This window comes from Burkholderia oklahomensis C6786, from assembly GCF_000959365.1.
Lineage (GTDB): Bacteria > Pseudomonadota > Gammaproteobacteria > Burkholderiales > Burkholderiaceae > Burkholderia > Burkholderia oklahomensis.
On record NZ_CP009555.1, the window covers coordinates 2703414 to 2721445 of the forward strand.

At 67.7% G+C, this 18032-nt stretch carries 15 protein-coding genes and 1 pseudogene; 5 read left to right on the forward strand and 11 right to left on the reverse strand.

Annotated features, from left to right (window positions below; genetic code table 11):
- Positions 1 to 8: 8 nt before the first annotated feature.
- Both hemL and BG90_RS12185 read right to left on the reverse strand, forming a co-directional pair.
- Positions 9 to 1455 (reverse strand): annotated as a pseudogene (hemL, locus tag BG90_RS12180) (glutamate-1-semialdehyde 2,1-aminomutase).
- Between the two features lie 131 nt (positions 1456 to 1586).
- Positions 1587 to 2045: a hypothetical protein gene (locus BG90_RS12185; RefSeq protein ID WP_010116633.1), complete on the reverse strand. Its 459-nt coding sequence runs from the start codon at positions 2043 to 2045 to the stop codon at positions 1587 to 1589.
- A gap of 725 nt (positions 2046 to 2770) precedes the next feature.
- Between BG90_RS12185 and BG90_RS12190 the strand changes: the two genes are divergently transcribed.
- A complete protein-coding gene (locus BG90_RS12190; RefSeq protein WP_010105737.1) occupies positions 2771 to 4006 on the forward strand; it encodes a Bcr/CflA family multidrug efflux MFS transporter in 1236 nt (411 codons plus the stop codon).
- 81 nt (positions 4007 to 4087) lie between these two features.
- On the opposite strand, the gene BG90_RS12195 is transcribed toward BG90_RS12190, so the two are convergent.
- Positions 4088 to 4432 (reverse strand): DUF3088 domain-containing protein, encoded by a 345-nt coding sequence (locus BG90_RS12195; RefSeq protein ID WP_010105736.1) that lies wholly within the window; start codon positions 4430 to 4432, stop codon positions 4088 to 4090.
- A 121-nt stretch (positions 4433 to 4553) separates the two neighbouring features.
- The gene (gene metC / locus BG90_RS12200) at positions 4554 to 5741 is read right to left on the reverse strand and encodes a cystathionine beta-lyase (RefSeq protein WP_010116625.1); all 1188 of its coding nucleotides are present in this window, start codon (positions 5739 to 5741) and stop codon (positions 4554 to 4556) included.
- Between the two features lie 166 nt (positions 5742 to 5907).
- Between metC and BG90_RS12205 the strand changes: the two genes are divergently transcribed.
- On the forward strand, positions 5908 to 6375 hold the full coding sequence (locus BG90_RS12205; RefSeq protein ID WP_010105734.1) for an Lrp/AsnC family transcriptional regulator: 468 nt from the start codon (positions 5908 to 5910) through the stop codon (positions 6373 to 6375).
- Positions 6376 to 6465: 90 nt separating this feature from the next.
- Here the strand turns inward: BG90_RS12205 and BG90_RS12210 are convergent, their stop codons facing one another.
- The 7 genes from BG90_RS12210 to zwf form a co-directional block, all read right to left on the reverse strand.
- Positions 6466 to 7485 carry a D-cysteine desulfhydrase gene (locus BG90_RS12210; protein WP_025989951.1) on the reverse strand — a complete coding sequence of 340 codons (1020 nt, stop codon included), beginning with the start codon at positions 7483 to 7485 and terminating at the stop codon, positions 6466 to 6468.
- A 72-nt stretch (positions 7486 to 7557) separates the two neighbouring features.
- Positions 7558 to 8283 (reverse strand): amino acid ABC transporter ATP-binding protein, encoded by a 726-nt coding sequence (locus BG90_RS12215; protein ID WP_010105730.1) that lies wholly within the window; start codon positions 8281 to 8283, stop codon positions 7558 to 7560.
- 63 nt (positions 8284 to 8346) lie between these two features.
- The gene (locus BG90_RS12220; protein WP_010116623.1) at positions 8347 to 9006 is read right to left on the reverse strand and encodes an amino acid ABC transporter permease; all 660 of its coding nucleotides are present in this window, start codon (positions 9004 to 9006) and stop codon (positions 8347 to 8349) included.
- A gap of 71 nt (positions 9007 to 9077) precedes the next feature.
- Positions 9078 to 9878 (reverse strand): transporter substrate-binding domain-containing protein, encoded by an 801-nt coding sequence (locus tag BG90_RS12225; RefSeq protein ID WP_010105726.1) that lies wholly within the window; start codon positions 9876 to 9878, stop codon positions 9078 to 9080.
- Positions 9879 to 10242: 364 nt separating this feature from the next.
- A complete protein-coding gene (locus BG90_RS12230) occupies positions 10243 to 12162 on the reverse strand; it encodes a bifunctional transcriptional regulator/glucokinase (RefSeq protein ID WP_010116622.1) in 1920 nt (639 codons plus the stop codon).
- A complete protein-coding gene (pgl, locus tag BG90_RS12235) occupies positions 12140 to 12820 on the reverse strand; it encodes a 6-phosphogluconolactonase (protein WP_045568145.1) in 681 nt (226 codons plus the stop codon). Before pgl ends, BG90_RS12230 begins: the two co-directional genes overlap by 23 nt.
- A gap of 93 nt (positions 12821 to 12913) precedes the next feature.
- A complete protein-coding gene (gene zwf / locus BG90_RS12240) occupies positions 12914 to 14383 on the reverse strand; it encodes a glucose-6-phosphate dehydrogenase (protein ID WP_010116618.1) in 1470 nt (489 codons plus the stop codon).
- 456 nt (positions 14384 to 14839) lie between these two features.
- Here zwf and BG90_RS12245 point away from each other — a divergent pair, with 456 nt between their 5' ends.
- From BG90_RS12245 to BG90_RS12255, 3 genes are all read left to right on the forward strand, one after another.
- Entirely contained in the window at positions 14840 to 16087 is a 1248-nt protein-coding gene (locus tag BG90_RS12245) for an ABC transporter substrate-binding protein (protein ID WP_010116616.1), read from the forward strand.
- A gap of 155 nt (positions 16088 to 16242) precedes the next feature.
- Positions 16243 to 17181 (forward strand): carbohydrate ABC transporter permease, encoded by a 939-nt coding sequence (locus tag BG90_RS12250; RefSeq protein ID WP_010105717.1) that lies wholly within the window; start codon positions 16243 to 16245, stop codon positions 17179 to 17181.
- A complete protein-coding gene (locus BG90_RS12255) occupies positions 17171 to 18028 on the forward strand; it encodes a carbohydrate ABC transporter permease (protein ID WP_010105716.1) in 858 nt (285 codons plus the stop codon). Before BG90_RS12250 ends, BG90_RS12255 begins: the two co-directional genes overlap by 11 nt.
- The last annotated feature ends 4 nt before the right edge of the window (positions 18029 to 18032 follow it).

The following is an 18032-nucleotide window of genomic DNA, read 5'->3' on the forward strand; positions in this document are numbered from 1 at the left end:
CCGGCCGTTCAGGGGCGCAGCGCCGCGAACGCGCGGCGCGCGGCGGCGAGCGTCGCGTCGAGCGTGTCGTCGTCGTGCGCGCTCGACACGAAGCCCGCTTCGTACGCGGACGGCGCGAAGTACACGCCTTCGTCGAGCATCAGATGGAAGAAGCGGTTGAAGCGCTCGACGTCGCTCTTCGTCACGTCGGCGAAGCTCGCCGGCACGCGTTCGGTGAAGTAGAGGCCGAACATCCCGCCGATCGCGTCGGCCGAGAACGGCACGCCGGCTGCGCGCGCTTCGGCCGCGAGGCCGTCGGCGAGCTGGCGCGTCTTCTGCGCGAGCGCGTCGTGGAAGCCGGGCGCCTGGATCAGCTTGAGCGTCGCCAGGCCCGCCGCGACCGCGATCGGATTGCCCGACAGCGTGCCCGCCTGATAGACGCCGCCGAGCGGCGCGAGGTGCGACATGATGTCGCCGCGGCCGCCGAACGCGGCGGCCGGCATCCCGCCGCCGATCACCTTGCCGAGGCACGTGAGGTCCGGCTTGATCCCGTAGTGCTGCTGCGCGCCGCCGAGCGCGACGCGGAAGCCGCACATCACTTCGTCGAAGATCAGCACGGCGCCGTGCTTCGAGCAGAGCGCGCGCAGCGCGTTCAGGAATTCGGGCGTGCCGCGCACGAGGTTCATGTTGCCCGCGACGGGCTCGACGATCACCGCGGCGATCTCGTCGCCGAACGCGGCGAACGCTTCTTCGAGCGCCGCGACGTTGTTGTATTCGAGGACGGTCGTGTGCTTCGCGACGTCGGCCGGCACGCCCGCCGACGTCGGGTTGCCGAACGTGAGGAGCCCCGAGCCCGCCTTCACGAGCAGGCTGTCCGCGTGGCCGTGATAGCAGCCTTCGAACTTGACGATCCGGCTGCGATCGGTGAAGCCGCGCGCGAGGCGCAGCGCGCTCATCGTCGCCTCGGTGCCGCTCGACACCATCCGCACCTGCTCGATCGACGGCACGAGCTTGCAGATTTCCTCGGCGATCTCGATCTCGGCTTCGGTCGGCGCGCCGAACGAGAAGCCGTCGGCGAGCACGCGCTGCACGGCCGCGAGCACGTCCGGGTGCACGTGGCCGACGATCATCGGGCCCCACGAGCCGATGTAGTCGATGTAGCGCTTGTCGTCCGCGTCCCAGAAGTACGCGCCTTGCGCGCGCGCGACGAAGCGCGGCGTGCCGCCGACCGAGCGGAATGCCCGCACCGGCGAATTGACGCCGCCCGGGATGGTCCGCTGGGCGCGTTCGAAGAGAGTTTGATTGTTCGGCATGAATTGGACCTGCGAGAGGAGTGCGCGCGAGCGGCGAAGCGCCGCGGCTCGCGTCGGACGTATCGATCCGACCGATTGTACCGGAGACGCGCGGCGCGGGTCCGGCCGGGGCTGCGGCGGTTGGGCGCGCGAGCAGGGCGTGGGGGCGGCGCGGGCGCGCGATATGTGATGCGGCCCGCGTTTGCCGGGCGGGGCGCGGGCCGGATTCGTCCGATTCTCTTCGTACCGGCTCGCTTTGCCGCATTTGCCGGATCGACGGCGATCCGCCGCGACGAAGGGCGGCTGGGTTGCCGGCTACGCGCGCCGCAGCGGCTTGCGCTTGCAGGTGAGCTCGGCCCAGCGCTTCTCGAGCGCGCCTTCGGCGACGGGCTTGATCGAGATGCCGGACGTCTGCGCGTCCCACGTCTGCACCGAGAACGGATGTGCGCGCAGCGCGTCGCGCGGGATCACGACTTCGCTATGGCCGTCGACGAGCCAGTCGTAGACGAAATCGATGCAAAGCCGGTAGCCGCGCTTCATTTCCGGATCGGGCACTTCGTACGGCCCGCGCGTCACGTAGCCGGAGCCGAATACGCCCTTCGGCTCCTTCGCGACGCGATGCAGGAACACGCGATCCCCCGGCAGGATGCTGCGCGAGAAGCCGCAGCCCCAGACGTCCGCGACTGCTTCGCCCGCCTTCACGCGCGCGGCCATCTCGGGCAACTCGGGCCACGGCCATTTCTTGGGGCTCCAGATCAGCAGGAAGGCGGTCATGTCGGCAGCTCGGCGCGGAATCGTCCAATGAAACGGCGAGCTTAACCGATGCGCGGGCGTCGCGCGACGGCGGTGCCGGGCAAAGGGCGGTCGGATCAAGAAAATTGCGGTGGCCGGCGGAGGGCGATCGCCGGCGCGTCGGAGCGGCGAGACGCTCGCGCGGGCGCGGGAATGAATGGAAGGCGATGTGGAAACAGTGAGGCTCGGGAATTCAACGCACTGAAGCCCCGAACCCCGAGCCCCGAACCCCGAACCCCGAACCCCGAACCCCGAACCCCGAACCCCGAACCCCGAACCCCGAACCCCGAACCCCGAACCCCGAACCCCGAACCCCGAACCCCGAACCCCGAACCCCGAGCCCCGAGCCCCGAGCCCCGAACTGTCGAAGCACCGAAGCACCGAAGCACCGAAGCACCGAAGCACCGAAGCACCGAAGCACCGAAGCACCGAAGCACCGAAGCACCGAAGCACCGAAGCACCGAAGCACCAAAGCACCAAAGCACCAAAGCACCAAAGCACCAAAGCACCAAAGCACCAAAGCACCAAAGCACCGCATGCGAACGCAGCGAAGCGCGCAAGCCGACGCCCAGTCCGGGCGCGTCAAGAGCGCCGACGAAGGGTCGCGTACAATCGAAACCTCGAGTCGGCCCGACCGGCCGCCGTCCTCCTTGCCTGACCGTGCAGCGCGCTCACCGGCGCACGCCGGCCGCTTCCGTGGAATTCCCATGTCTCACGTCGCAAGACGCCGGCCCGACGGCCGGCTGATCCTGTTGCTCGGCGCGCTCGCCGCGTGCGGGCCGATCGCCACCGACATGTATCTGCCGAGCCTCCCCGCGATCGCGGACGGCTTCGGCGTGAGCGCCGCCGCCGCGCAGCGCACGCTGACGAGCTTCATGGCCGGCTTCTCGATCGGCATGCTGCTCTACGGCCCGCTGTCCGACACGTACGGCCGCCGGCCCGTGCTGCTCGGCGGCATCGCGCTCTTCACGCTCGCGAGCATCGGCTGCTTCGTCGCCGCGTCGATCGACATGCTGATCGTCGTCCGCTTCCTGCAGGCGTTCGGCGCGGGCGCCGCGTCGGTGCTCGCGCGTGCGATCGCGCGCGACGCGCACGAGCCCGCCGACGCCGCGAAGGTGCTGTCGATGGTCGCGATCGTCACCGCGGTCGGGCCGCTTCTCGCGCCGCTCATCGGCGGACAGGTGCTGCGCTTCTCCGGCTGGCGCGGCGTGTTCGTCGTGCTCACGCTGTTCGGCGCGGTGTGCGCGGCGGCCGCGTTCCTGCGCGTGCCCGAGACCTGGCCGCGCGAGAGGCGCGCGAGCTCGGCCGTGCTGCGCTCGTTCGCCGCGTACGGGCACATCGTCGCCGATCCGGTCGCCTGGGGCCATATGCTGTGCGGCGGGATGGCGTTCGCGTCGATGTTCGCGTACATCACCGCGACGCCGTTCGTCTACATCGACTACTTCCACGTGTCGCCGCAGCATTACGGGCTGCTGTTCGGGCTGAACGTCGTCGGCATCATGATCGGCAACTTCCTGAACACGCGGCTCGTCGGCCGCGTCGGCTCGCTGAAGATCATCGCCGGCGCGTCGCTGCTGAGCTGCGCGGCGTCGCTCGCCGTCGCGTTCTTCGCGCTCACGGGGCTGGGCGGCTTGTGGTCGATCGTCGCGAGCCTCTTTTTCGTCGTCGGCGTCGTCGGCATCCTGTCGGCGAACTGCACGACCGACCTGATGCACCGCTATCCGCACAACGCGGGCGCCGCGGCCGCCGTGTTCGGCGCGATGCAGCTCGCGCTCGGCGCGCTCGCGAGCGTCGCGATCGGTGCGCTCGCCGACGGCACGCCGTTCGCGATGGGCGTGACGATCGGCGTCACGGGCCTGCTGTGTTTCGGCGGGCGTATGCTCGTGCTGCGCTGGCACGGCCGGCCGGCGAAGGGCCGGCTGAGCAACGTCGACGTCGGGTAAGGGAGAGCCGGCGGCTCGCAAGCGAACCGCCGGTGCGTGGGCCGTCGCCGCTCGACGCGAAGGGCCGCGTCGAGCGCGCGATCACGATGCGTGCGCGACGCCGTACTGCGACGACAGATATCGCCGGATATCGTCGGGCGCGTTGATGAAGCGCGTGCCGTCGCGGTCCCGAACGGCGACCGATGCGTCCTTCGGCACCCGACCCTCGCCCAGCACGATCACCGGCGCGGACTGGTTGGCTTCGCCGATCAGCGCCACGATCGCGTTGCGCGGGCGCGGCGCATCGATGTACTCGACGTCGACCGCGTCGCGCAGTTGCGGAAAGAAGCTCAGCAGGCCTTCGACCGCCACCGAATCGCCGCAGTAGAACGGGCCTTCCGCACCGCTGTAAAAGCCCGGACGGAGAATGAACAGTTTGTCTTTCATGGTTGCCTCGCTGTGGTTGGTCTACGTGGGTTGGGGCCAGGCGCCGGCGAGGCGCGCGGGCATCGCGTGAGGGCGGCTCGCCGCCCGCGCGGCATCGGTGGCATCGCGGCATCGCGGCGGATCAGGCTTCGATCGGCGTCGGCGCGGCGGCGCGCAGCCGCGAGAATCCGGCTTCGAGGTCGGCGATCATGTCGTCCGGGTGCTCGAGGCCCGCGTGAATCCGCAGCAGCGGGCCTTCCCGCTTCCATTGCGTCGCCGTGCGACAGCACGCCGGGTTCGACCGGAGGATCAGGCTTTCGAAGCCGCCCCAGCTGTAGCCCATGCCGAAGCACGTCATCCCGTCGAGCATCGCGCGCAGCGCTTCGTCCGATTGCGGGTGCAGCACGACGCCGAACAGTCCGCTCGCGCCCGTGAAGTCGCGCCGCCAGAGCGCGTGCCCGGGCGAACCGGGCCGCGCCGGATACAGGATCTCGGCGACTTCGGGCTGCCTCGCGAGCCATTCCGTCAGCGCGTGCGCATTGCGCTGGTGCCGCTCGAGCCGCACCGACAGCGTGCGCAGCCCGCGCAGCGCGAGATATGCGTCGTCGCCGCTCACGGTCAGGCCGAGCTGCCGGTAGAAGCGGTTGATCTTCGGATAGAGCGCGTCGGTCGTCAGGATCGCGCCCATCAGCACGTCGGAGTGGCCCGAGATGTACTTCGTCGCCGCGTGAATCGACACGTCGACGCCGTGCTCGAACGAACGGAAATAGAGCGGCGTCGCCCACGTGTTGTCCATCAGCACGATCGCGTCGTGCCGATGCGCGATCCGGCTGATCGCCGGAATGTCCTGCACTTCGAACGTCAGCGAGCCGGGCGACTCGACGAACACGGCGCGCGTGTTCGGACGCATCAGCGCGGCGATGCCCGCGCCGATCGACGGATCGAAGTACGTCGTCTCGATGCCGAGGCGCGCGAGCGTCTCCGCGCAGAACGCGCGTGTCGGGTCGTAGACGGAGTCCGTCATCAGCAGATGGTCGCCGGGGCCGAGCGTCGCGAGCAGCGACGTCGTGATCGCGCTCAGCCCGCTCGGCGTGAGCATCGCGCGATGCGCACCTTCGAGGCGGGCGAGCGCGGTCTCGAGCGCGCGCGTGGTCGGGCTGCCGCCGCGCCCGTAGACGTCCGGCGTGCCGTTCGCGTGCTTCAGCGCTTCGACGCTGTCGAAGAGCAGCGTCGATTGCCGGTAGACGGGCGGATTCACGGGCGCGCCGAGCTGGCTGTGCGCGCGGCCCTCGTGCGCGAGGACGGTGTCGGTCGAATGCGTGGCGTTCAAGGCGTGATCCTTTGGTCATCTGTTCAATCGAGGCGAATCGAGCGGCGCCGCGCGTCGCGGCGTGGCAGTTCGTGAAGTCATGTTAATTGCGCGAGATCGGAAATTGTTTTTAAAGATTCGCGCGCATCCGGATAAGATTGGAAAAATTTTCTAATCCGGAGGGGATATGGACAAACGCGATGCTCAGATGCTCACGCTGCTGCAACAGGACGCGACGATCGGCCTGAACGATCTCGCGAAGGCGGTGAACCTGTCGCCGACGCCGTGCTGGCGCCGGCTGCAGAAACTGCGTGACGACGGCGTGATCTGCCGGCAGGTCGTGCTCTGCGATCCGGCGAAGCTGAATCTCGGGCTCACCGCGTTCGTGACGGTGCGCTCGAACCAGCACGGCGACGCGTGGACGATGCGCTTCATCGAAGCCGTCCGCGCGATTCCGGAGATCATCGAGATCTATCGGATGAGCGGCGACGTCGATTACCTGTTGAAGGTCGTCGTGCCCGACATCGCCGGCTACGACAGTGTCTACAAGCGGCTCATCAAGAGCGTCGAGCTGATGGACGTGAGCTCCGCGTTCGCGATGGAGGTCATCAAGCGCACGACCGCGCTGCCGCTCGATTACGTCGCGACCGAGTGACGCGGGCGCGCGGCCTGCCGGCGATCGATCGCCGGCGCGCCGCGCAAGATTCGCGATCGCGACGTGCGCGCGAGTTTGCGAGTTCGCGAATCAATCCGCGCCGCACGCGTCGCGATACGCGAACAGCGCGGGCGCGCCGCCCGTGTGCAGGAACAGCACCGGGCCGTTTCCCTCGAAGCGGCCGCGCGCGATGCCGTCGAGCAGGCCGGCCATCGCCTTGCCCGTGTACACGGGATCGAGCAGCAGCCCCTCGGTCCGCGCGAGCAGCCGGACCGCGTCGATGCCCGCGCGATTGGGCTCGCCGTAGCGCGGCGCGAAGTAGTCGTCCCACAGATCGATGCGCGTGCCGGCGGGCGTCCCGATGTCGAGCAGCTCGCTTGTCCGGTCGAGCAGTTGCTGCACCTTCGGACGCTGCGCCGCGTCGGTGCGCGACACGGTGACTCCGATCACGGGCAGCGACGGCAATGCGTGCGAGAGCGCGAACGCGAGGCCCGCATGCGTGCCCGCGCTGCCGGACGCGAGCACGACGGCCGAGAAGTCGAGCCCCGCCGCGCGGATCTGCTGCTCGAGCTCGAGACCCGCGCGCACGTAGCCAAGTGCGCCGAGCGCATTCGATCCGCCGATCGGAATCACATACGGACGACGTCCTTCGTCGCGCAGCCGCTGCGCGGCCGCTTCGAGCTGCCGGTCGGCGTCGTCGAGGCTGCCGACGTCGTGCGCGCGCACGCGGAACAGATCGAGCAGCAGCCGGTTGCCGCTCCGCAGATAATCGTCGCGCGCGGTGCCGATCGGGTTCTCGAGCAGCGCGACGCAGTCGAGGCCGAGCTGCGCGGCGAGCGCCGCGGTCTGCCGGACGTGATTCGACTGGATCGCGCCCGCGGTCACGAGCACGTCCGCGTTCGCACGGATCGCGTCCGCGGCGAGAAACTCGAGCTTGCGCAGCTTGTTGCCGCCCATCGCGAGCGACGTGAAATCGTCGCGCTTGACGTAGACGTCGCGGCCGACGTGCGTCGACAGGCGCGGCAGCCGTTGCAGCGGCGTCGCCGCGTCGATCAGGTTCAGGCGCGCAAAGGCGCTCATTCGGGTTGAAAGGGGTGTCGTCGTGTTCATGCCGGGTCGAGGTGTCGGGTGGAGGTGTCGGGTCGAAGTGTCGCCGCCGCGTGCGGCGGCGTGCGGCGCGGATCAGTGCAGGATCTTGTCGAGGAAGTCGCGGGCGCGCTCGGAACGCGGCGTATCGAAGAACGCGTCGCTCGCCGCGTCTTCGACGATCGCGCCGCGATCCATGAACAGCACGCGATGCGCGACCTTGCGCGCAAAACCCATCTCGTGCGTGACGCAGACCATCGTCATCCCTTCGCGCGCGAGCTCGACCATCACGTCGAGCACTTCGTTGATCATCTCGGGATCGAGCGCGGACGTCGGCTCGTCGAACAGCATCGCGACGGGATTCATCGACAGCGCACGCGCGATCGCGACGCGCTGCTGCTGGCCGCCCGACAACTGGCCGGGGAATTTCCGCGCATGCGCCTTCAGCCCGACGCGGTCGAGCAGGCGCAGCCCGATGTCGTGCGCTTCGTCCTTCGCGCGGCGCAGCACCTTGATCTGCGCGAGCGTGAGGTTCTCGAGCACGGACAGGTGCGGGAACAGCTCGAAATGCTGGAACACCATGCCGACGCGCGCGCGCAGCTGCGCGAGCTTGACCGACGGATCGTCGAGCCGCGCGCCGTCGACGGTGATGCGGCCTTGCTGGAACGGCTCGAGGCCGTTGATCGTCTTGATGAGCGTCGACTTGCCGGAGCCGGACGGCCCGCAGACGACGACCACCTCGCCTTTCGAGACCGCCGCGCTGCAATCGCTGAGGACCTGATGCTTGCCGTACCACTTCGATACGTTGTCGAGAGTAATCATGTCGGGGTTCTTCGTGAGTAGCGGGACGCGCGGCCGTCCGCGAGCCGGACGGCCGGCGCGCGTTCAGTGCGTCGACGGCAGCGCGCAGTGCGTTTCGATGCGGCCCTGAAGCCGCGCGAGCAGCGTGCTCAGCACCCAGTAGATCGCGGCGGCGGCGAGATACAGCGGCAGCGGCTGGAACGTCGACGCGATCACTTCCTGCGTCGAGCGCAGCAGCTCCGTGACGGTGATGACGGAGACGAGCGACGTGTCCTTGATGAGGCTGATCAGCGTGTTGCCGAGGCTCGGCACCGCGAGGCGCAGCGCCTGCGGGCAGACGACGTGACGCAGCGTCTGCACGTGCGTGAGGCCGAGGCTGTGCGACGCGGCCCACTGGCCGCGGCCGATGCCGAGGATCGCGCCGCGCATGCTCTCGGACAGATAGGCGCCCGCGTTGAGCGTCAGCGTGAAGATGCCGGCGGACGTCGGGTCGAGCGAGATGCCGATGTCGGGCAGCCCGTAATAGACGACGAACATCTGCACGAGGAGCGGCGTGCCGCGCATCAGACTGACGTACCCTTGCGCGACGGCGGACAGGATCCGGTTGTTGCCGATCCGCACGATCGCGACCACGAGGCCGACGATCAATCCCAGCACCATCGACGCGACCGCGAACTTCAACGTGAGCACCGCGCCTTTCGCGAGGACGGGGAGGGTGTGCACGACCAGATCGAACGCTTCCATGAACTTGACTCCAGATCGTTGTCGGCCGCGCCGGCCGCGGAGTGCGTGCCGACGCGCGCGGTTGGGGACTGTTATTGCGCGTTGGGGATCGACGTGTCGACGCCGAACCAATGCATCGAGATCTTCTTGAGCGTGCCGTCCTGGCGCATCGACGCGAGCGCGTCGTCGATCGCCTTCGCGAACTTCGGGTTGCCCTTGCGGAACGGAATGCCCATCTGCGTCTCGCCACCCTTGACCGTCGCGCCCGGCCGCAGCGGCATATGCGCGTTCTTGATCAGATACGGCAGCATCAGCCGGTCGTCCATGCTGACGTCGATGCGGCCCGCCGAGACGTCGCGCAGCTTTTCCGGTGCGCCGGGGTAGGTCCTCACATCGACGCCCGGCAGCGTTTTCGCGAGATCGGCAAAGTTGGTGCCGAGCGTGACGCCAAGCCGCTTGCCCTGCAGCGCGCCCGGCGCGCCGTAGTCGTGCTTGTCGTCCGCGCGCTGGATCAGTTGCGCGGCCGAATACACATACGGCTGGCTGAAGTCGAGCGCCTGCTTGCGCGCCGGCGTGATCCCAACCTGGTTGACGATCACGTCGAACTTGCCCGCCTGCAGGCCGGCGAGGATTCCGCTCCATTCGGTCGTGACGAATTGTGGCTTCACGCCGAGCCGCGCGGCGACGGCCTTCGCGACATCGACGTCGAATCCTTCGAGCTGGCCGTCGCTGTTGCGGTAGTCGAACGGAGGGTATGTACCTTCGAGCGCGATCTTGAGCACGCCGGCCTGCTTGACGCTGTCGAGCAGGTCGGCCGCGTGCGCGGAGGCGGTCGCGATGCCCACGAGCGCGGCAACGACTGCTGACGTGAACATCGGTTTGAGTACTTTCATCTTGATCTCCGTTGATAAAAACTGATCGGGTGATTTCACGGCTGCGTCGTCGCTTCGACGGCGGTCCCGGCACCGCGCGGATTCGTGCGGGATGCGCGTGGCGGGGCGTCGCCCGACGGCTACGAAAGCGAGTCGATTGAAGGCAAGCTTAGTTTTGTCAAAATGGAAAATGTTTCCAAAGAAGTGCGGACTTTGGCTGTCGCGTGGAAAGTTATTCTAGTGCTTTGGAAGGTTGCGCAAATAATCCTGCAGTGGGTGCAACCGGGTGCGACTGGTCGAGGGATTCGCCAGCCTGCCGGTCCCACGCCATGCGGCCGCACAAAAAAAACCGGAGCCCCAGGGCTCCGGCTCACTTCGATTCGCGTCAGTCTTTCGCCGCGGGCGCCGCGCCGTGACTCAGCCAGTCGAGCACGTCGGCGGCTTCGTCGTCCGCGCCCGCGCGCACCTTCGCGCGCGCCATCGCCTCCGCGAGCTCCGCGTTCGGCACGGCGCGGCGGATCGCGACGCCGACCGCGAGGATGTCGATCATCACGAGATGCAGGATTCGCGAGATCATCGACAACTGCGACTCGCGCATCTCGATGTGATCGGTCTCGAGCGCGACCGTCGCGCGCTTCGCGAGCGGCGTGTTGCTCGACGTGATCGCGATCACCTTCGCGCCCGCCTGCATCGCGACGTCGAGCACGCGCAGGAGCTCCGGCGCGCGGCCCGACTTCGACACCGCGACGATCACGTCGCCCTTGCCGAGAAGCGCCGCGGACGCCGCCTGCATGTACAGGTCGCCGTACGCGATCGTCGGAATGCCGAAGCGGAAGAACTTGTAGTGCGCGTCCTGCGCGACGATGTTCGAATTGCCGAGGCCGTAGAACTCGATGCGCCGCGCGTTGTTCAGGATGTCGATCGCCTGCTCGACGTGCTCGAAGTTCAGATGCTCGCGCAGCTGGAGGATCGCCGACACCGTGTTGTCGAGCACCTTCGCGCCGAAGTCGGTGGCGGTGTCGCCGAGATGCACCTGGCTGTGGCTCATCGGAATCGTGCCCGTCAGGCCCGTCGCGAGCTTCAGCTTGAAATCCGACAGCCCCTGGCAGCCGAGCGAGCGGCAGAAGCGGATGACGGTCGGCTGGCTCACGTCGGCCTTGCGCGCGATGTCGACGATCGGATCGTTGATGATCGAGCGCGGATGGTTGAGCGCGAGATCGGCGACGCGCCGCTCGGCGGGCGTCAGCGCGTCGCGCATCTGCCGGATCCGCTCGAACACGGCCGACGACGCGCCGCCCGTGCGGTTCGACAACTGCTCGGCGAGGATCGCCGACACGCCGAGGAACGCCGGATACTCGGCGGTGATCAGGTAGGTCGGGATGTTCGCGAGATACGCGTCGAAGCGGCCCTTCGCCTCGAAGCGCGCGCGAAACGACGAGCGCATGAACAGCTCGCCCAACTTCGGCACGACGCCGCCGCCGATATAGATGCCGCCCAGCGCGCCGAGCGTCACCGCGAGGTTGCCGGCGAACGTGCCGAGAATCCCGCAGAAGCACTCGGCCGCCTCGAGCGCGAGCGCATCGCCCGCGTGCGCGCGCTCGACGATGTCGGCCGTGTCGACGTTCGCGGCGATCCGCTTCTTGTCGCGCGCGGCGAGCGCGCGATAGATGATCTCCATGCCGGGGCCGGCGCACACGCGCTCGAACGACACGTGCGGATACTTGCGGCGCGCGTACTGCAGCACGAGATCCTCGCGTTCGTCCATCGGCGCGAACGTCGCGTGGCCGCCTTCGCTGCCGAGCGCGATCCAGCGGTCGTCGGCGGGGATGAGACCCGACACGCCGAGCCCCGTGCCCGGCCCCATCAGGCCGATCACGCTGTTCTGCCGGCGCGCGCCGCCGCCGATCTGCACGCGCTGCGCGTCGGTGAGGCCGGGCAGCGCCATCGCGAGCGCGGTGAAATCGTTGACGACGAGGAGCGTGTCGAAGCCGAGCGCGCGGCGCGTCGCTTCGATCGAGAAGCTCCAGTTGTGATTCGTCATCCGGACCTGATCGCCGTCGACGGGATTCGCGATCGCGATCGCCGCGTGGTTCACGCGGCCGATCTTCACGTCCTTCAGATACTTGCGGATCGCGTCGGTGAGCGTCGGATAGTCGGCGCCCGGGTACACGCGGATCTGCGTGATCTCGCCCGGGCCCGTCTCGAGCGCGAAGCGCGCGTTCGTGCCGCCGACGTCGGCCAGCAGGCGCGGCCCGTCGGCGTGCTGGCTCGCCGCGGCGACCTTAGTTTGCGCACCAGTAGACATCGAGCTTCGTCCCCTTGTCGTTGGCGAGTTGCGAAATCGCGTTCTTCTGCGGCGCTGCGGCGGCCGCCTCGAGCACCTCGCGCTTGCGGCTTCCCGCGATCAGCAGGAACAGGCGCTCGATATGCTTCAGCGCGTCGAGCGACAGGCTCACGCGCGGATGCGGCGCGGCGCCCGGATGGACGGCGACGAAACGCTCGGTCGTCGCGATCGCGTGATCCCATTCGGGCGCGTCCGCGAAGATCGACGCGGTGTGGCCGTCCTCGCCCATGCCGAGCACGGCGATGTCGGGCAGCGGGTGCGCGGGGCTTTGATTGAGCGCGGCGATCTGTACGTCGAGCGACTCGCGCGTGTCGACGAGCGGCGCGAAGCGCGCGTGCACGGCCGCGTTTCGCAGCAGCGTCTCGCGCACGAGCTTCGCGTTGCTTGCGTCGTCGGTGTCGGGGACCCAGCGGTCGTCGACGAGCGTCACGTCGATCCGCGGCCAGTCGAGCGCGGCGCCCGACAGCGTTTGCAGGAACGGCCGCGGGCTCGTGCCGCCCGATACCGCGAGCGTCGCGCGCGCGCGCTGCGCGAGCGCCGCCGCGAGCGCTTCGCCGACCGCTTGCGCGAGCGCTTCGGATTGCGCGCGCGGGCTTTCGAAAGCGTGAACCTCGATCACTTCTCCTCCAGACTGCCTTTATTGAATGTTGAATGAATTCAGCGGGGACCATCGAGCGGCGCGCCTGCGAAACCGCATGCGCGCCGCCTTGCATCAGTTTTCTTCTTCGAGCCAGCAGGTGCCGTGCTGCGCGAGCATCGCGCTCGCGGCGGCGGGGCCCCAGGTGCCGGCGGCGTACGGCTTCGGCGGCTTCGTCGAGCGCGCCCATTCGTTCAGGATCGGCTCGACCCAGCGCCATGCCGCTTCCTGCTCGTCGCGACGGACGAACAGCGCGAGGCGGCCGTTGATCACGTCGAGCAGCAGGCGCTGGTACGCCTCCATCTGGCCTTCCTTGAAGAACTGGTCGAACGCGAGGTCGAGGTGCACGCTTGCGAGGTTCATCCCTTCGCCCGGCTGCTTCGCGAGGCAGTACAGGCGAATCGACTCGTTCGGCTGCAGCCGGATCACGAGGCGGTTCGCGCCCGCGCGCAGCGCGGTCGGGCCGAGCGCCGAGTGCGGCACGGGGCGGAAGTTGACGACGATCTCCGCGACGCGGTCGGCAAGCCGCTTGCCGGTGCGCAGGAAGAACGGCACGCCGGCCCAGCGCCAGTTCTCGATCTCGACCTTCAGCGCGACGAACGTCTCGGTCTGGCTGTCGGACTTCACGCCGGACTCGGTCGCGTAGGCGGGCACCTGCGCGCCCTTGATCACGCCCGCATGGTACTGGCCGCGCACGGCGACCTTGCCGATGTCGCGCGGATCGATGGGCTTGAGCGCGCGCAACACGCGCAGCTTCTCGTCGCGGACCGAATCGGAATCCATCGAGTGCGGCGGCTCCATCGCGACGATCGACAGGAGCTGCAGCAGGTGGTTCTGCACCATGTCGCGCAGCGCGCCGGTATTGTCGTAGAAATCGCCGCGGGCTTCGACGCCCAGCTCCTCGGCGATCGTGATCTGGATGCTCTCGACCCATTCGCGGCGCCACAGCGGCTCGAACAGCGCGTTGCCGAAGCGCAGCGCGAGCAGGTTCTGCACCGGCTCCTTCCCGAGGTAGTGGTCGATCCGATAGATCTGATCTTCGGCGAAGATCTCGCCGACCGCGTCGTTGATCGCGTTCGACGAGCGCAGGTCGTAGCCGAGCGGCTTCTCGAGCACGATCCGCGCGCCTTCGTTGAGGCCCACGGCGGCGAGCGCCTTGCAGATCGGCACGAAGAGCGACGGGCCCGTCGCCAGATAGAACACGCGGATGCCCGACAGCCGGCCGACCGCGTCGCGCAGCAGCGCGTAGTCTTCCGCGCGGCCGAGATCGAGCTTCACGTAGACGATGCGCTCGAGGAAGCTCTGCCAGACGGATTCGTCGAACGCGCCGCCCGCCGCCTTCGTCGCGTGCGGCTTCACGTGCTCGTCGACCCACTGCAGGTAGCCGTCGCGGTCCGCCGCATGGCGGGCCACGGCGACGATCCTGCCGGCTTCCGACAGCATGTTCGCGCGGTGCGCCTCGAAGAGCGCAGGGAGGATCTTGCGCATCGACAGATCGCCGGTGCCGCCGAAGAGAACGAAGGTGAAGCTCGAATCGGTATGCATGTGTCTCCGCCGTTGGGGGATGCCCGCGACGCGGGCCGTAGTGCGATAAAAATATTTTTGACACTGAATTGTAGTTTAACTACAATCCGCCGCAAGGGGTAGCACCCGAACGAAGAAAAGAAGCGCACGGCATGAAGAGGCGCGATCTTCGCAACGGGCCGTGCGGCGCGAGCGCCGCACGTGGAAATGTTATCGGACATTGATGAAGCGCATGTTCGCGCGCGTCGCTGCCCCGGGTTCGAGCCGCGCGGCGGCGGAACCGGATAGCCTAAAGAGGAGACAGTCGTTGAATCTCGAGTCACTCAGTTCCTAAGAGCCCGCGGCCGGCATCGGCCCGCACGCATCATGCGTCGTTCGCGGCTCGATTTCCCGTGTCGTTCCGTAGCAAAGCCGGCTTTCACGCATCCGCGCAGTCGAAAGCCTGACGAATCGATCCAAATCTGGAGGAGATAACTGATGAAAATTCGCGCGATCATGGGCGCGCTCGGCGCCGCAGGCCTGTTGTTCGGCGCCGCAGCGGCGCAAGCAGCCGAGAACGTCACGGTGCTGCACTGGTGGACGTCGGGCGGTGAATCGAAGGCGGTCGGCGCACTGAAGGACGACCTGCAGAAGCAGGGCTACGTCTGGAAGGACTACGCGGTCGCGGGCGGCGCGGGCGCCGCGGCGATGACCGCGCTGAAGACGAAGGTCATCAGCGGCGACGCGCCGTCGGCCGCGCAGATCAAGGGGCCGCTGATCCAGGAATGGGCGGACCAGGGCGTGCTCGTGAACATCGATTCCGCCACGGGCGACTGGAAGCAGAACCTGCCGCCCGAGATCGACAAGATCATCAAGTACAAGGGCAACACCGTCGCGGCGCCGTTCTCGGTGCACCGCGTCAACTGGCTCTACATCAACAAGGCCGCGCTCGACAAGATCGGCGCGAAGCCGCCCGCGACGTGGCCCGAATTCTTCCAGATCGCCGACAAGCTGAAGGCGGCGGGCATCCAGCCGGTCGCGATGGGCGGCCAGCCGTGGCAGGACCTGACGCTGTGGGAAGACGTCGTGCTGTCGCAAGGCGCCGACTTCTACAAGAAGGCGCTCGTCGACCTCGACCAGAAGACGCTCACGTCGGACAAGATGCTGGACGTGTTCAACACGGTCCGCAAGATCCAGGGCTACTTCGACACCGGCCGCAACGGCCGCGACTGGAACCTCGCGACCGCGATGGTCATCAACGGCAAGGCCGGCATGCAGTTCATGGGCGACTGGGCGAAGGGCGAGTTCGAGGCGGCCGGCAAGAAGCCGGGCAAGGACTACATCTGCGCGGCGGTGCCGGGCACGGCGAATGCGTACACGTTCAACGTCGATTCGTTCGTGTTCTTCCAGCAGAAGGGCCAGAAGGCGGCGACGCCCGGCCAGATCGCGCTCGCGAAGACGATCATGACGCCCGCGTTCCAGGAGCAGTTCAGCTTGCTGAAGGGCTCGATTCCGGTGCGCCTCGGCGTGAAGATGGACAAGTTCGACGATTGCGCGAAGAAGTCCTACGCTGATGAACAGACGGCGATCAAGTCGGGCGGCTACGTGCCGTCGCTCGCGCACGGGATGGCGCAGGGCGACGCGACGGCGGGCGCGATCACCGACGTCGTGACGAAGTTCATGAACTCGCAGCAGGATTCGAAGAGCGCGGTCGCCGCGCTCGCGCGAGCCGCGAAGGTGAAGTAACGCACGGCGCGGGCGCCCGGTTTCGCGCATCGTCGCGCCGGGCGCTTCGCGCTGCAACCGCAGCAAGCGGGCCGCGAGCCGGCCCGCGCCGTACCCGCCGCCCGCGCCGGCTTCTTGCCGACGCGCGGGCGACCTCGTTCCAGGAGTCGAAACACGTGGCTGCCCCTCTTAGCGGAAACGGAACCAGCGCGGCTGCCGCGCACCGCACGTCGCCGCTGTCGGCGTTCGCCGACCGCTGGATTCCGAAACTGGTGCTCGCGCCCAGCATCGCGATCGCCTTGGTTTTCATCTACGGCTTCATCGCCGTCACCGGCTATCTGTCGCTGACGAATTCCCGGCTGTTGCCGAACTACGACTTCGACGGCTTCGGCCGCTATTCGGACCTGTTCCAGAACGACGTCTGGTGGACGTCGGCCGCGAACCTCGGTTGGTTCGGCGTTCCGTTCATCGCGATCTGCGTCGCGCTCGGTCTCTTTTTCGCGATCCTGCTCGATCAGAAGATCCGCAACGAAGGCGCGCTGCGCGCGGTGTTCCTGTATCCGATGGCGCTGTCGTTCATCGTCACGGGCACCGCGTGGCAGTGGATCCTGAACCCGGGCCTGGGCCTCGAGAAGGTGATGCACGACTGGGGCTGGACGAGCTTCTCGTTCGGCTGGCTCGACGACCCGGACAAGGCGATCTTCTGCGTCGTGATCGCGGCCGTCTGGCAGTCGACGGGCTTCGTGATGGCGCTCTTTCTCGCCGGCCTGCGCGGCGTCGACAGCGAGATCTTCAAGGCGGCGCAGGTCGACGGCGCGACGCTGCCCACGATCTACCGCAAGATCGTGATCCCGAGCATGCGCCCGGTGTTCTTCTCGGTGCTGCTGATCCTCTGCCACATCACGATCAAGACCTTCGACCTCGTCGTCGCGCTGACGGCGGGCGGGCCGGGCACGTCGTCGTCGCTGCCCGCGATGTTCATGTACACGTATTCGTTCAACCGCGGGCAGCTCGGCGTCGGCGCGGCGTCGTCGGTGATGATGCTCGCGACGGTCGTCGCGGTGCTCGTGCCGCTGATGTATCTGGAATCGAGGAGCACCCGCAATGCAGCCTAAGATGACCCTCAGTCGGGCAGTCATTTACGCGGCGCTGATCCTGTTCGCGTTGTACTTCCTGTTTCCGATCTACGTGATGCTGTCGACGTCGTTCAAGGACCTCGACCAGCTGCGCACCGGCAACCTGCTGACGCCGCCGTCGAACTGGACTTTCTCGCCGTGGGTGAAGGCGTGGAGCGAGGCGTGCACCGGCGTGCGCTGCGACGGGATGAAGCCGTTCTTCTTCAACTCGATCAAGATGGTGATTCCGGCCGTGCTGATCTCGTCGGTGATCGGCGCGTTCAACGGCTACGTGCTCACGCACTGGCGCTTCCGCGGCGCGGACGCGCTCTTCACGATGCTGCTCGTCGGCTGCTTCATCCCGTTCCAGGTGATCCTGCTGCCGATGGCGCGGCTGCAGGGCTTCTTCGGGATGGCCAACACGATTCCCGGCCTCGTGTTCGTGCACGTCGTCTACGGGATCGCGTTCACGACGATGTTCTTCCGCAACTTCTACGTGAGCGTGCCGGCCGAGCTCGTGAAGGCTGCGCGCATCGACGGCGCGGGCTTCTTCACGATCTTCACGAAGATCCTGCTGCCCGTGTCGCTGCCGATCTTCATGGTGTGCCTGATCTGGCAGTTCACGCAGATCTGGAACGACTTCCTGTTCGGGATCGTGTTCTCGGGCGTCGATTCGATGCCGATCACGGTCGCGCTGAACAACCTCGTCAACACGTCGACGGGCGTGAAGGAATACAACGTCGACATGGCGGGCGCGATCATCGCCGCGCTGCCGACGCTCCTCGTCTACGTGATCGCCGGCCGCTACTTCGTGCGCGGCCTGACGGCGGGCGCGGTCAAGGGGTGACGTC

What these genes read in the sequence shown, in the direction of transcription:
- BG90_RS12185 (WP_010116633.1), bottom strand. Translation starts at nt 2,045, where the DNA reads ATGACCGCCTTCCTGCTGATCTGGAGCCCCAAGAAATGGCCGTGGCCC.
- BG90_RS12190 (WP_010105737.1), top strand. Translation starts at nt 2,771, where the DNA reads ATGTCTCACGTCGCAAGACGCCGGCCCGACGGCCGGCTGATCCTGTTG.
- BG90_RS12195 (WP_010105736.1), bottom strand. Translation starts at nt 4,432, where the DNA reads ATGAAAGACAAACTGTTCATTCTCCGTCCGGGCTTTTACAGCGGTGCG.
- BG90_RS12205 (WP_010105734.1), top strand. Translation starts at nt 5,908, where the DNA reads ATGGACAAACGCGATGCTCAGATGCTCACGCTGCTGCAACAGGACGCG.
- BG90_RS12210 (WP_025989951.1), bottom strand. Translation starts at nt 7,485, where the DNA reads ATGAACACGACGACACCCCTTTCAACCCGAATGAGCGCCTTTGCGCGC.
- BG90_RS12215 (WP_010105730.1), bottom strand. Translation starts at nt 8,283, where the DNA reads ATGATTACTCTCGACAACGTATCGAAGTGGTACGGCAAGCATCAGGTC.
- BG90_RS12220 (WP_010116623.1), bottom strand. Translation starts at nt 9,006, where the DNA reads ATGGAAGCGTTCGATCTGGTCGTGCACACCCTCCCCGTCCTCGCGAAA.
- BG90_RS12225 (WP_010105726.1), bottom strand. Translation starts at nt 9,878, where the DNA reads ATGAAAGTACTCAAACCGATGTTCACGTCAGCAGTCGTTGCCGCGCTC.
- BG90_RS12230 (WP_010116622.1), bottom strand. Translation starts at nt 12,162, where the DNA reads ATGTCTACTGGTGCGCAAACTAAGGTCGCCGCGGCGAGCCAGCACGCC.
- zwf (WP_010116618.1), bottom strand. Translation starts at nt 14,383, where the DNA reads ATGCATACCGATTCGAGCTTCACCTTCGTTCTCTTCGGCGGCACCGGC.
- BG90_RS12245 (WP_010116616.1), top strand. Translation starts at nt 14,840, where the DNA reads ATGAAAATTCGCGCGATCATGGGCGCGCTCGGCGCCGCAGGCCTGTTG.
- BG90_RS12255 (WP_010105716.1), top strand. Translation starts at nt 17,171, where the DNA reads ATGCAGCCTAAGATGACCCTCAGTCGGGCAGTCATTTACGCGGCGCTG.